At 47.8% G+C, this 13,374-nt stretch carries 16 protein-coding genes; 1 reads left to right on the top strand and 15 read right to left on the bottom strand.

Annotation, left to right across the window (positions count from 1 at the left end; genetic code table 11):
• Positions 1–8: 8 nt before the first annotated feature.
• From phnP to yidA, 15 genes are all read right to left on the bottom strand, one after another.
• Positions 9–761 (bottom strand): phosphonate metabolism protein PhnP, encoded by a 753-nt coding sequence (phnP, locus tag M0C34_RS13470; RefSeq protein WP_248712202.1) that lies wholly within the window; start codon positions 759–761, stop codon positions 9–11.
• On the bottom strand, positions 758–1,366 hold the full coding sequence (gene phnN / locus M0C34_RS13465; RefSeq protein ID WP_248712201.1) for a ribose 1,5-bisphosphokinase: 609 nt from the start codon (positions 1,364–1,366) through the stop codon (positions 758–760). The genes phnP and phnN overlap by 4 nt, the downstream gene beginning before the upstream one ends.
• Positions 1,363–2,499, bottom strand: a complete 1,137-nt coding sequence (phnM, locus tag M0C34_RS13460) for an alpha-D-ribose 1-methylphosphonate 5-triphosphate diphosphatase (RefSeq protein ID WP_248712200.1) — start codon at positions 2,497–2,499, stop codon at positions 1,363–1,365. The genes phnN and phnM overlap by 4 nt, the downstream gene beginning before the upstream one ends.
• A gap of 4 nt (positions 2,500–2,503) precedes the next feature.
• Entirely contained in the window at positions 2,504–3,205 is a 702-nt protein-coding gene (phnL, locus tag M0C34_RS13455; protein ID WP_248712199.1) for a phosphonate C-P lyase system protein PhnL, read from the bottom strand.
• 26 nt (positions 3,206–3,231) lie between these two features.
• Entirely contained in the window at positions 3,232–4,086 is an 855-nt protein-coding gene (gene phnK / locus M0C34_RS13450) for a phosphonate C-P lyase system protein PhnK (RefSeq protein WP_256469276.1), read from the bottom strand.
• Positions 4,079–4,969, bottom strand: coding sequence for an alpha-D-ribose 1-methylphosphonate 5-phosphate C-P-lyase PhnJ (locus M0C34_RS13445; protein WP_248712198.1), 891 nt, complete (start codon positions 4,967–4,969; stop codon positions 4,079–4,081). The genes phnK and M0C34_RS13445 overlap by 8 nt, the downstream gene beginning before the upstream one ends.
• Before the next feature lie 2 nt (positions 4,970–4,971).
• A complete protein-coding gene (locus M0C34_RS13440; protein ID WP_248712197.1) occupies positions 4,972–6,066 on the bottom strand; it encodes a carbon-phosphorus lyase complex subunit in 1,095 nt (364 codons plus the stop codon).
• Positions 6,066–6,665, bottom strand: a complete 600-nt coding sequence (gene phnH, locus M0C34_RS13435; protein WP_248712196.1) for a phosphonate C-P lyase system protein PhnH — start codon at positions 6,663–6,665, stop codon at positions 6,066–6,068. Before phnH ends, M0C34_RS13440 begins: the two co-directional genes overlap by 1 nt.
• Positions 6,665–7,126 carry a phosphonate C-P lyase system protein PhnG gene (gene phnG, locus M0C34_RS13430; protein WP_248712195.1) on the bottom strand — a complete coding sequence of 154 codons (462 nt, stop codon included), beginning with the start codon at positions 7,124–7,126 and terminating at the stop codon, positions 6,665–6,667. Before phnG ends, phnH begins: the two co-directional genes overlap by 1 nt.
• The gene (phnF, locus tag M0C34_RS13425; protein ID WP_248712194.1) at positions 7,123–7,824 is read right to left on the bottom strand and encodes a phosphonate metabolism transcriptional regulator PhnF; all 702 of its coding nucleotides are present in this window, start codon (positions 7,822–7,824) and stop codon (positions 7,123–7,125) included. The genes phnG and phnF overlap by 4 nt, the downstream gene beginning before the upstream one ends.
• A gap of 9 nt (positions 7,825–7,833) precedes the next feature.
• Complete coding sequence (gene phnE / locus M0C34_RS13420) at positions 7,834–8,622, bottom strand: phosphonate ABC transporter, permease protein PhnE (protein WP_248712193.1); 789 nt, start codon at positions 8,620–8,622, stop codon at positions 7,834–7,836.
• A gap of 69 nt (positions 8,623–8,691) precedes the next feature.
• Complete coding sequence (gene phnD / locus M0C34_RS13415) at positions 8,692–9,699, bottom strand: phosphonate ABC transporter substrate-binding protein (protein ID WP_248712192.1); 1,008 nt, start codon at positions 9,697–9,699, stop codon at positions 8,692–8,694.
• 27 nt (positions 9,700–9,726) lie between these two features.
• A complete protein-coding gene (gene phnC / locus M0C34_RS13410) occupies positions 9,727–10,551 on the bottom strand; it encodes a phosphonate ABC transporter ATP-binding protein (protein WP_248712191.1) in 825 nt (274 codons plus the stop codon).
• A gap of 281 nt (positions 10,552–10,832) precedes the next feature.
• Positions 10,833–11,420, bottom strand: coding sequence for a sugar O-acetyltransferase (locus M0C34_RS13405; RefSeq protein WP_248712190.1), 588 nt, complete (start codon positions 11,418–11,420; stop codon positions 10,833–10,835).
• Positions 11,421–11,789: 369 nt separating this feature from the next.
• Positions 11,790–12,617, bottom strand: a complete 828-nt coding sequence (gene yidA / locus M0C34_RS13400) for a sugar-phosphatase (RefSeq protein WP_248712189.1) — start codon at positions 12,615–12,617, stop codon at positions 11,790–11,792.
• Between the two features lie 250 nt (positions 12,618–12,867).
• Here yidA and M0C34_RS13395 point away from each other — a divergent pair, with 250 nt between their 5' ends.
• Positions 12,868–13,356 carry a GNAT family N-acetyltransferase gene (locus M0C34_RS13395; protein ID WP_248712188.1) on the top strand — a complete coding sequence of 163 codons (489 nt, stop codon included), beginning with the start codon at positions 12,868–12,870 and terminating at the stop codon, positions 13,354–13,356.
• Positions 13,357–13,374 lie beyond the last annotated feature (18 nt).

Here is a 13,374-nt window from a genome sequence, read left to right as displayed (position 1 = left end):
GGTCGTCGTTAAAGGCTGATTTCCAAGCCGTCATAAGCCACGCTCACGTTGCTGTTAAGGCAATCGGGATTTTGCATTAGGTAAAGGTCTAATTCATGGCCGATGTGGGTGAGTATCCAATCGCTATCTGGAAGGGCACTCGCGAGAGCCAAGACATCATCGAGATTGTTATGGTTACCAGAACGATGAGAGGGGGGAACACTGCAATCTATCACCAGATACTTAGGGGGATTGCGCAGTAGTTGTTGCCAGCTTTGTTCAGGAATACCTAAAGTGTCGGTGAGATAAGCTATTCGGCCTTGTTCACTGCTAAACAAATACCCTAAAGTAGGCTTTGAGTGGTTTAGGCTTAGCGGGGTAATGCTAATACCCGCTAACTTGAACGCTTGATTCGCTTGATTAGGCGGCAGAAATTGCAACAAACCGGGGTGTTTAAATAAATCATCACACCCGTCGGGATCGTCAGGTTGATAAACAGGGATCGGGTCAGCAACTCCCCAGCGTAACTCAAATAACGCTTGTACATGATCCATGTGATAGTGCGTCAGCAGAATGGCATCAATCGAGCCGGCTGGAAAACGGCTTTGTAGCTGAGGGTGATTGGCATCAATCAATAATTGTTGGCCATTAACCTCTAACACTGCCGAACACAAATGTCTGGCTTTAGCGGGGTCAAGGGTGGCCTGCTGACAAGCCGCACATTCGCAGCCATATAAGGGGCAAGCCTGTACGTTACCGGTGCCTAATAAAGTTAGCTTCATTGGATATATAACTCGGTGGTTTCGGCTTCAATGTATTTGAGCAGCTTGCTCACGGTGCTGTCTAGATTGCGGTTGTTGGCTAAACGCCAGCATTGTTTTGGCAGGTTGGTTTGGTATTGCTCATTGCGGCGTAAGCGGGCCTCAATGTCGAGCTGGCTCTCTCGCCCTCGCAGGCGTAAACGCTCGGCCAGAACTTCAGGACTGACCTCTAAGGCGATAACCCGTAAGCGCTCGCCAAATAGATCTTCAGCTAAATCAATGTGTTGGCGAGAGCCATTAAATAACACTGAAAAGCCCATGCTCAGCCAACTATTTACTTCGTTACCCACTGCATAATGAAAGCCATTCGCTTGCCAGTCCATGGCAAACAAACCGCTATCTTTACGCTGAATAAACTCTGGCACACTCAGCGCTATATGAGTTTCGCCACTGCCATCAACAGGGCGAGTGATATAGCGTTGAGCTATTAGCACATTACTGTCGGTTTGCAGCTGGTTGCGTAATGAGTTGATAATGCTGTCTTTGCCTGAGCCTGACGGCCCAACCAAATAGAACAGTTTGGCTTCGCTGGCTGCTTCCTTGTCATGGTTACTGGGAAATATCAAAATACTCGCTCTCCTTCGCGCCAAACTTGTTGCACCTGAAGGCGATCGTCGCTGGGTTTAGCCAACACTAAATCGGCTCGCTTACCCTCAAAAATGCTGCCTCTATCGTCCATTCCAAGAGTATTGGCTGGAGTAAGGCTTACCATTTGAATTGCCTGACAAAGATCGTAGTTGTTATCTTCCATATTGGCCACTTGGTAGGCTGCATCGAGCAAACTAGCGGGGTAATAGTCAGAAGATAGAATATCTAACACGCCTTCGCGAGCAAGCTCTGCAGCGGCAACGTTACCCGAGTGAGAGCCTCCGCGCACAATATTAGGCCCGCCCATCATCACTTGAAGGCCAACTTCGTGTGAGGCTTTGGCGGCCGCCACCGTGGTAGGAAACTCGGCCACCGAGCAACCTAAAGCGGCCGACTCAACCGCATGCGCTAGCGTGGCGTCGTCGTGGCTAGCTAAAGCAATACCGCGTTCACGCGCCGAGGCCGCAATGTGTTTACGGTTGGCATCAGACCATAGCGCTGAAGCTGCTGTTTGTTCGGCTTCAAAGCTGGCCATTTCTTGTTCGTTCAGCCCATATTTTCCCATGTAGTAGGTGCGATATTTTTCGCTATCAACAAACTGGCGCTGACCGGGGGTGTGGTCCATTAATGACACCATGGCTACGGGACCTTGCTCCACCAAAGTCTCAAAAATATTGGCGGTATCGGCATTGGGCAATTCACAGCGTAAGTGCAGTAAATGTTCGGCTCTATTTAGGCCCCGCTGTTGGCTGTTTACAATGGTGTGTAACATCCGCTCTAGGTTGGCTAAACGGGTGCCGTGGTCATTAATATAACCAAGGGCAATGGCATCTAACACGGTCGTAATGCCACTCGATACCATTAAAGCATCGTGACTAGCCATGGCCGAACCACCCGGCCAGCTAACCTTGGGGCGAGGGGTAAAAAATTTTTCTAAATTATCGGTATGCAATTCAATTAAGCCTGGTAATAGATAGGCCCCATCACCATTAATGGCACTGCAATGCGAACTTTGGGTATCGCTTAGCGCTACAATACGGCCTTCGCGCACTTCTAACGATCCCTTCACAATTTCGTGCTCTAGAATCATATTTACATTGGTGATAATCATGGTCTTATCCTGCTAGCTGAGACGGGTTTTGCATATTGTGTAAGCGGTCGGCGACTAAATCGCGTACCCATATATCGTGGAAGATACCTACAATGGCGGCACCGCGTTGCTTAGCGGCTAAAATGAGCTCAACCACTTGTTGGGCATTTTGCTTATCTAAGGACGCGGTAGGTTCATCGAGCAACAAAATCGGGTAATCTAGGGCAAAGCCACGGGCAATGTTTACTCGTTGTTGCTCACCACCCGAGAAGGTAGCAGGGGCTAAGCCCCAGAGGCTTTCAGGAACATTCAATTGACTTAACAATGCTTGCGCTTTGGGTTTGGCGAATTGTTCGCTAATGCCATTTTCTAGCATTGGCTGCATGACAATATCTAAGGCTGATAAGCGGGGGATCACCCGCAAAAATTGGCTTACCCAACCAATGGTGGCTCTACGTAAGGCAATAATGTCACGTGGCTGCGCCTTGGCCATATCTAACCATTGCTCGCCTTGGCGGATCAGTAGTTCACCGTGGTCTATCTGGTAGTTACCGTATAGCGAGCGCAGTAAACTGGATTTACCCGAGCCAGAGCAGCCGTTTAATACTAAGCATTCCCCAGCAAATATTTCTACATTTTGCTGGCGTAAAACCGGCAAACGCGCAGCCCCCTGATTATGCAATACAAAGGTTTTGTCGATGTCTTTAGCAATCATGAGTGGTGTCATGATGATTCCTTAAATGAGCGAGGCGGTTATTGTTGAAGAACGGATGAAACTAAAAGTTGGGTATAGGCATGGCTTGGGTCGTCTAACACGCGGTCGGTTAAACCGCTCTCAACGATCTGGCCTTGTTTCATCACAATAATTCGATGCGCTAGTAGGCGTGCTACGGCTAAATCATGCGTAACAATAACCACTGCAAGTTGCAGTTCGGTGACTAAGTTACGAATTAAATCTAATAAGCGTGCTTGTACCGATACGTCTAAGCCGCCCGTGGGCTCATCCATAAAAACCAATTTGGGGTGAGTGACCAAATTTCGGGCTATTTGCAGCCGCTGCTGCATTCCCCCAGAAAAAGTTAATGGCATGTCGTCAATGCGGCTCGGGTCTATTTCTACTGCATTAAGCCAAGTTAGCGCTTCTTGGCGAATCTCAGCATAGTTGCGCCAGCCTACCTCCATTAAGCGCTCACCAATATTGCCGCCAGCCGACACACGCGGGCGCAGACCATCTAAGGGGTGTTGATGTACTATGCCAAAGTTTTCTCTGATTAAGCGGCGTCGCTCAGCTTCGCTAATCTGATACAGCTCGGCTGTGTGGTTTGGCTCAGCTTGAAAATTAACGCTACCAGTTTGAGGGTTTAAGCGGCCAGACAGGGTTTTGAGCAGGGTGGTTTTACCCGACCCCGATTCGCCGACAATCGCTAACACTTCACCTGGGAATAGTTCTAGGTCTACCGCTTCAAAGCCTTTGCCTGGTGCGTAAAGCATGCTTAAGTTTTGCGCTTGTAATAGCGCTTGGTCTTGCCTTAGTGCATCGCTAAGCACAGTAGCTTGTGGGCTGTCATCAAGCCGAGATGTTGGCTTAATAGTGGCTAGATTAGTCATGGCTAGCTCCTTGGGCTGTAGACTGCCGCGTTTGGCAGAAGTCGGTATCTGAACAAATAAACATGCGCTGCCCTTGGTCATCGATTAACACCTCATCAAGGAAGGTATCGTGGCTACCACATAGGCTGCAGGGCTCATTCCATTGCTGAATACTAAATGGGTGATCTTCAAAGTCGAGGCTGTATACATCGGTATAGGGGGGAATGCAGTAAATACGTTTTTCGCGTCCTGCGCCAAAAATCATCAGTGCTTCCGATTGATGTAATTTGGGGTTATCAAACTTAGGGATCGGCGAAGGGTCCATCAAGTAGCGACCATGCACTTTTACCGGATAGGCATAACTGGTAGCAATATAGCCATACTTAACGATGTCTTCATAAAGCTTCACCTGCATAGACCCGTATTCTTCTAGGGCGTGCATTTTCTTAGTTTCAGTTTCGCGAGGCTCAATAAAGCGCAAAGGCTCGGGAATCGGCACCTGAAAAACCAAAATTTGCTCATTGTTTAAGGGCTGCTCAGGAATGCGGTGACGGGTTTGAATCACACTGGCGCTTTCAGTTTTCTCGGTGGTGGCAATGTCACACACTTTGCTAAAAAACTGGCGAATAGATACCGCATTGGTGGTGTCATCTGCGCCTTGGTCTATGACTTTAAGCACATCATTTTGACCCAAGATCGATGCGCTTAGCATGATCCCACCGGTTCCCCAGCCATAAGGCATTGGCATCTCTCGTCCACCAAAGGGCACTTGGTAACCAGGAATGGCCACCCCTTTTAAAATGGCACGGCGGATCATTCGTTTGGTTTGTTCATCTAAATAAGCAAAATTGTATTGTTGGTCATTGTGGCTTAGTGCGGCCGCTTGTTGGCTAAAGCTGGTCATGGCTACTCTCCTTGCTGGCGCATTTTGCGCAGCAGCTCTAATTCAGACTGAAAATCAACGTAGTGCGGCAATTTGAGGTGCGACACAAAGCCAGCGGCTTCTACATTGTCGGCGTGGGCCAATACAAACTCTTCGTCTTGGGCGGGGCCTACTGCGGGCTCGTTGTAGCGATCGCTTTGTAGTGAGCGATCAAGTAACGCAACGGCCATGGCTTTACGTTCGCTAAAGCCAAATGCCAAACCGTAGCCGCGGGTGAAGTGAGGTTCTTCACCTTCGGGGCTAACAAAGCCATTCACCATCTCACATTCGGTTAAGCAAATGCTGCCAATTTCTATGCTAAAACCGAGATCTTCTGGGCAAATCTCTATAGCCACTTCGCCGCTGCGAATTTCTCCTGCAAAGGGGTGGTTGCGCCCATAACCGCGCTGTGTAGAGTAGGCGAGCGATAGTAAAAAACCTTCATCTCCACGGCTCAGTTGCTGTAATCGAGCAGCGCGAGAGCAGGGGTAACTAATCGCTTGTTGAGTGATATCGGCGGGCTCTTCAGCGCCATCTTGTTCTGGCTTGGCTAAACCTTGCTGTTCTAACAAAGAAAACACTTTGGTAAACGGCGCGTTATCGCTAGGTAATGTATTAGCCGGTTCAGTAGAGCAGGTATCAACCCTAGCTATTGTTTGTTCAGTTTGCTGCTCGGCCAGTAGCGAAAAGTCGAGCAGGCGGTGGCTATAATCATAAGTGGGGCCAAGTTGTTGGCCACCCGGTAAATCTTTATAGGTGGCCGAGATTCGGCGCTGCACTTGCATCTTGTTGGTATCTAAAGGCTGGCAAGTGACCAGCAAGGGTAAAGTCGTGCGGTAGGCGCGCAGCAAAAATATCGCTTCAATTTGGTCGCCGCTAGCCTGTTTGATCGCCAGAGCGGCCAGTTCGCGGTCATAAATGCCGCCTTCGGTCATCACTCGCTCTACCGCCAAGCTTAGCTGCTGGCTAATTTGATCAACATTGAGCTCAGCGATACTACTATCGCCACGGCGGCGTTGATGTTGCAACTTATGCGCGGCGGCAATGGCTTTTTCGCCGCCTTTAACTGCTACATACATTAGATTAACTCCAGCTTAGTAGTGCGGCTGATAGCCACGAGAGATTGCTGATGGCAAAACATAAAATCCAGCCCTAAGGGGTAACGGCGACTGGGCTTTAGCAGGTAATCAATTAGGCTTTCGCTAAGCTGCCCTAGTTGTATTTCTAGACGTTGTTTAATTCCGGGTCCGCTTATCCGAAATACAGGGCCGGTATTAAAGCCCTCGGTTTGTACCAACAAGGTTGCACCATGTTCTGGGCTGCTATCGCACCCTGCTTTCAGTGCTTGTAAATTTACGCTTTGTTGGCCGCAAATAACCGCAAAGTCAGCCTGTTCAAGCGGCGTAGCGGCAATACTGTTATGAAACGCTAAGTTGTGTACTGCATGCTCAATACTATGTTCACTTGTTTTTGCCAACGCAGGGCTTAGGTACACCGCTGTTTGCTGGTCACATAGGCTCATAATGACTTGGCTGCTAGCGGCATTTAGCGGCGCAAAACCAGAGTGATGCGCTAACCGCACAAGGGTACCCGGCTCACTCAGTGCTTTTAATACTTCGCGAAAACACTGCTGGGCTTGATGTACGCTATGGTCAAAACCGGCTTCAATTTGTTGCATTAGTCTTCCCCCCTTACCACTGTGAAGAAATCCACTTTTGATTCAGCTGCTTGTTCGGCGGTTTGGCGTAGTGCCTGAAGCTGCAATTCAGCCAAGGGTTGAATCACTGTTTCTTGTAGGCCGGGGGCATACTCGCTGCTTTGCATTAAGGCATCGATGATGGCTGAAAGCAGTGCGTGTTGTTTCGCTCGCCCTCGTAAATAGCCATAACCCAAGGTGCCGTTCTCTAAACGCACAGTTGCGCGGGTAATGGTGGTATCACCCAAATTAAAACGTTCACCACTTCCCCCCACGCGGCCTTGTAGTCGTGCTAGGCCGACTTCTGGTTGGCGAATCACCTCGCATTGCGGATCTAGATTTAGCTGTTGCCAGCGGCGCGATAGCTCTGGATATGGGGCCTGGGCTAACACTGCCATCCAGTGCTGGCGGGCGGCCACGTTTACGGTTGTTGCGGTCGTCATAGTGGGTGCTCCAAGCTGAGCTCTACCAGTTCAGCTCTAATGTGAGAAATAGAAAATTCAAAAGGGACTTTTTGTTGATCTACGTTCACCGTTTGTAGGGTAAGCAGTGGGTTGCTGGCATCAATTTGCAAACAAGCGCAGTCTTGCTTATTGGGGCGTTGCGCACTCACCACGGTTTGCTGGCGGCGCAGCTCAATGTGGCAATGCTCGGCTAAAAAATGATGTAATGAACCTTGCTGATAACGGCTTAACACACTGTCGTGTTCGCCTACTCGCAGGTGATGAAACACAATGCTAATAGGCACTTGGTCGATAAAACGTAGCGTTTTCAGTTGAATGATCGGGCTGGCCAATTCTACGGCCAAGCCCTTGGCCACCTGAGTGTTGGCGTTAGTGCGCAGCAAGCTAAGTACTCGGCTATTGGGCTTTGCGCCAGCGTTAAGCAAGTTATCGGTAAACTTAGCGCCAGAATGCAGCGGATAGCGCACCGGTTTAGTGAGCACCATTACGCCTTTACCTTGTTGGCGTAATAACCAGCCTTTTAGCACTAGCTCGTCGATAGCCCGGCGCAGAGTATGGCGGTTTACTTGGTAGCGTTCAGCTAAGCGCTGTTCTGGCGGCAAGTACTGTCCAGCCTGATAAGCATGGCTAATTTCTTTTTCTAAGCTCAAGGCTATTTCTTGATAACGCGGCATCATTCAGCTCTCTTAGATAAACAGTTTTCTAACGCGTTGTGAGGCAACATCTAGCAGACTTACTGTGGCCACAATGATGATCATTACGGCACACGTTTGCGGGAACATAAATCCGCGGATGCTCTCCCACAAAATGACTCCGATACCGCCTGCGCCTACCATGCCAACCACGGTGGCCGAGCGAACATTGGATTCAAAGCGATACAAAGAGAAGGAAATCCATAGCGGTAATACCTGAGGAATAACCCCATAGACAATTTCTTCAAGTTTATTGGCGCCAGTTGCTCGCACACCTTCAACCTGGCCAGGGTCAATGGCTTCTACGGCTTCAGAGAACAGCTTGGCAAGCACCCCGGTAGTATGAATAAACAAGGCCATTACTCCCGCAAAGGGGCCAAGACCCACGGTGACCACAAACAACATGGCAAACACCATTTCGTTAATCGCACGAGCGGCATCCATGAGGCGACGCATAGGTTGATATATCCAAGCTGGAACCACGTTTTCGGCGCACATTAAGCCAAAAGGAACCGATAAGATAATCGAGAAAATGGTGCCCCAAATGGCTATATGCAGGGTGATTAGCATTTCTTCGAGGTAGTAGCTAATGTCGCTAAAATCAGGCGGAAAGAAATCACTGGCTAACTCGGCCATATTGCCAGCATCGTTGTAGATCTTCATTGGTGCAATTTCAGCGCCTTGCCAACTCCAGCTCAGGGCGGCGATGGCAAGGCCCCAAAAAAATAAGCTTAACCAAGCAGGCTTGCTAGCGGGGTTAAGGATTTCGGCTTCGGTATTCATGGTTTTTTCTCAACATGTCTAGATAAGTTGCACTAACAAAAACTGGGCCTAAGCCCAGCTTTATGCATGTTAGTTAGCCATCGCTGTAATCGCGCTTTGTTTACGGTTAAGGTCGGCGAGTTGTGCGTCAATTACCGCTAGCTCGGCCGCTTTTTCAGCCTTAGACATTTGGCTGTCGTTTTCTGTGTTGATGCGGTTTTTGAACAATACCAATTGGCGTATAGGCAATAGTTGCAGGTCACTAGACGCTTTGAAAGGGGCCCACTGCAGTGCTTCTAATACGGCAAGTTCTTTTGCGTCGCCCGTTGTGCCGTACTCCATAAAGAAGTCGTATAGTTCGCCTTTAACACTTTCTGGTAGGTTTTTACGCCAAACGATAGGGTCTGAAGGAATAAGAGGAGACTTCCAAATTACTTTAAGCTTTGCGAATTTTTTTGGCGCGGTAATTTCTAAACGATCCATGTTTTCGGTGTTACCGGTCGCTACGTCAACTTGCTTGGCTGCAGCGGCTAAGGCGTTGGCTTCGTGACCTGAGTTCATGCTGCGTTTAAAATCAGACACTGAAATGTTGTTTTGGGCAAATACATAGTACGAAGGCACTAAGAAGCCAGAAGTAGAGTTTGGATCGCCGTTACCAAACGTCAGCTCGCCACGTTTAGCAATAACGTCATCTAGACTGTTTAGCGGGCTGTCTTTATGCGTCACTAGTACACTCCAGTAACCAGGATTGCCGGTAACGTCTACGGTTTGAGCGAAGATTTCGCCGCCAGCGCGGTCTACTGCTTCCATGGCTGACTTGTTGCCATACCAAGCAATGTCTACTTTGTCGAAACGCATCCCTTGAATGATGCCAGCGTAGTCAGGGGCGAAGAAGGCCTTAACTTTAAAACCTGTTTTTTGTTCCATCGCTTCTAAAAATGGTGTCCAAGTGGTTTTTAAATTTTGCTGAGATTCAGTAGAAATAATCCCAAAATTGATGGTGTCCATCGCTTTTTCAGCAGCTGTTACCATGGTTGAACTCACTGCTGCGGCAACGACTGCCGTAGCAAAGGCTGTCCGCTTGATTAGCTTTAACATGCCATCTATCTCCTTTATAAAGTGGGGTTAGGCCATCTGTGGCCATAGTTGTTGTACTGCAAGGTCATTTTCTTCGGTGGTATTAAGCTCGGCTTTAGAACCATATAAAGCCGCCAGTGTGGCTTCATCGAGTTGTTCACTTGAACCGTCGTAAAAAACTTCGCCAAGCTTTAAGGCCACAACGCGTGGGCAATAACGTCTGGCGTAGTCAACTTGATGTAAGGTCACCACAACTGCGATGCCTTCTTGTTGATTGATGTCGCGAAGAATTTCCATCACGATGCGTGATGATTCTGGATCCAAGGAGGCGATGGGTTCATCGGCTAAAATGATTTTGGCTTGTTGCATTAAAGCGCGAGCAATTGCCACCCGTTGCTGCTGGCCACCAGAAAGGGTAGACACACGTTGCAGGGCAAATTGCTCTAGGCCTACACGTTTAAGAGCCGCTAAAGCTTGGCGTTTTTGCTCAAAGGTAAAGCGACCGGTTAGGCTGCGCCAGCTAGGGGTAACACTTAAGGCGCCAATTAACACATTGTGTAATACACTTAACCGGTTCACTAGATTGAACTGCTGAAAGATATAACCCATTTGGCTGCGACTTTGGCGTATGCCTTTACAAAACTTACCATTTCGCTGCACCGGCAAACCAAGGACTTCGATGTAACCTTTGCTGTTTTTATCGCTGTTTACTAGACCGTTCAAGTGGCGAAGTAAGGTAGATTTACCCGAGCCAGACGGCCCCAGTAATGCCACCATCTCGCCTTGCTCAACACTTAAGTCGACACTCTTTAAGGCATGGTTGTCTTCAAAGTGCTTATTCAATTGTTTTACTGCAATTACTTGATTGCTCATCACAAAATCCTGCGGTTGTTTTGAACAATAATTTAGGCTTGGAATATGACAATTAGCTTATCTAGATATGTCAGTTCAGTGACTTATTTATGGCAGTTCGATGACTAAATAATCGACAGAAAGAACAATAAATGCGCGTTTTATTTTGTGGGGTAGATAGTTGAAGGGTAAGCAAGGGTGAGGGAGAAGAGTTGCAGGGTCGAAAGATTTTAGTTGTAGCAATCTCTAGGTGTTGCGCAGTTGACACCTAGAGATTTTTTTTACTAAGGCTCGCTAGTTGTTCATACCTTGTTGAATGCTATACGGTCTTTTTCAGTCATCGCTCTCATTGTTTTACACGGGCTGCCCACGGCAATAACGCCAGCAGGAATGTCGTTAACAACCACACTGCCAGCGCCTATAATGCTGCCCTTGCCAATAGTGACGCCAGCACATACCGTAGCGTTAGCGCCAATCCATACTTCATCTTCAATGGTGATGGGGGCTGACGTGGTGATGCCTTGGATACGTTCCTTGGGGTCGATAGCGTGGCCGGCACAACTAATAACAACGCCTGGTGCAATACAAACACCAGCACCGATATTTACTGGCGAGGTATCGAGAATAACGCAGTTGTAATTAACAATGGCCATGCCATGAAAGTGGATGTTGAAGCCATAGTCACAACGAAAGGTCGCTTCAATAAATGCCATCTTGTTATAGGTGCCAAACAGCTTTGATAATATTTCAGCCTTTTTAGCGCTATCACTGGGTGGAGCTTGATTAAATTCCCAGCACAATTGTTTGGCTGGCAGTTGTAGCTCGATATCGGAATACTCAAACTGCGATGTATAAGCTTCGGCCTTGGTTAGTTTTTCTAATAAGCTCACTGTTATTCCCGTTTATTTGGTTGTTCGTCAGGACGTTGCGTTTGCAGGTACACTAAGAGAGAGTGGTTTTTAACACTACCTGAAAGCCCTTTCTTGGCAGATTGTATAGTATGGTTTCGAATATATGTAAGGAATATTTTAAGATTTTTCGTCTCTCGTCGAATATCAATCTGTTGATGTTGCTTTGTGGTTGTACTTGGCTTCAGCTAAGCTGAACGGCAGGGAATCGCCATAATCCATGCATAAAAAATGGCTATGATTGAATCCTATGGTGAGTGTAACGCTGAAGGAATAAGGCGAATTAAAGGATAAATTAGCAGCTAATGGCTAGCTGCTAACTGGGTGAGATGATTTGCTAAGCGTTATTGCTTAGTTTGCAACGGTGCTTAATGCTGCCAGCACGTTTTCTTCAATGGCTACGGCTACGCCATCTTCAAGATTAGTGGGGGCAATGTAGTTGGCCATGGCTTTAATTTCTTCATCGGCATTGCCCATGGCGACCGCTAAACCGGCATATTGCAACATGTGGCGATCGTTATCGGCATCACCGGCACACATAACTTGTGAAGCGTCTAAACCTAGAATTTTGGCCAGTTGTTCAACCCCGACACCTTTGTTGCTGTTGATGTGCAGAAACTCTAAAAAGAACGGGGCACTGCGAACCACCGTGTACTGCTCTCGTAACTCGGCGGGTAAGTTGGCAATGGCCTTGTCTAGCACGCTCTCTTCGGCAACAAACATAATCTTAGTTAGTGCGTCGTTTGCCTCTAAGTTGGCAAAGTCTACTTCGCTAACCTCCATACCATTGATAGATGATTCAATGTCTGTCCATGGGTTGTGATGCTGAGTAATCAAGCCATGTTGGGCTGAAAAGGCATGCACAAAAACACCGAGCTGTTTAGCTATTTTAGCCAAGTGGGTACCATCACTACCTAGCAAGGTGGTTTTGTGAATAATTTCACCGCTCCCCACACGCTGTACCAAAGAGCCATTGTATGAAATGACAAAGTCTTGGTCGCTGGTAAGCTCTAATTGCTCTAGGTAAGCACTAAGGCCTTGCAATGGGCGACCCGAAGCCAGCACTACTTTAACACCAGCTTGTTTGGCATCTTGAATAGCTTGGTGAGTGCGGGGGGTAATTTTTTTCTCGTCATTGAGAAGTGTGCCGTCCATATCTAGGGCGATAAGTTTAATCATATTTGGGCAGGCCTTAATTGACAGTATTGGTGGCTGAAGTAGCCAGCGAGCGTGATATGTAATTTGAAGCGGCGATTTTACAGCAAAAATGTGACATTGGCGCAATTTAAATCAATCTACTGCAAGATTTTTGCTGAAGCTAAATTTACCAATGGTGGGTTTGCGCTTAGTTGCTGAAGCTATCGTGATTTCGTGAGAGCATAGTGAATGGCTTGGGTTTGGCAACAGCGTTTGATAATAGGAAATATTAGTGTTTTATAAAGTAGAAAGTGCGACTGATATTGAGCAAGTCGCCGCGTTAGCTCGTGAAATTTGGCTAGAGCATTACACGCCCATCATTGGCGTTGAGCAGGTTGAATACATGCTCGAGACCTTTCATTCTGCTCAGCGAGTGGCTGAACAAATCGAGGCCGAGCAGTATCACTATTATTTCATTCAGCAGGCAGGAATAAATGTCGGATACATTGGCGTACAACGTAATGAGCAGCAACTTTTTCTGAGTAAAATTTATGTGCACTCAGCATACCGAGGACAAGGCTTTGCCAAGCAAGCCATGGCATTTATTCAAGACTTAGCGCGAGGTTTTGCCCTTAAACGTATCGAATTGACGGTGAACCGACACAACCATGGCACGATTGCCGCTTATCAAAAAATGGGGTTTGTTAAAGTCGCTGAGCAGTGCAGTGATATTGGCCAAGGCTACGTAATGGACGATTGGGTGATGGCTTTATCGCTGTAAGATATCGCTCCGACGATA

It is taken from the genome of Agarivorans sp. TSD2052, from assembly GCF_023238625.1.
Lineage (GTDB): Bacteria > Pseudomonadota > Gammaproteobacteria > Enterobacterales > Celerinatantimonadaceae > Agarivorans.
The sequence above is the reverse complement of the archived record's forward strand: the minus strand, read 5'-3'. Positions and strand labels throughout refer to the sequence as shown.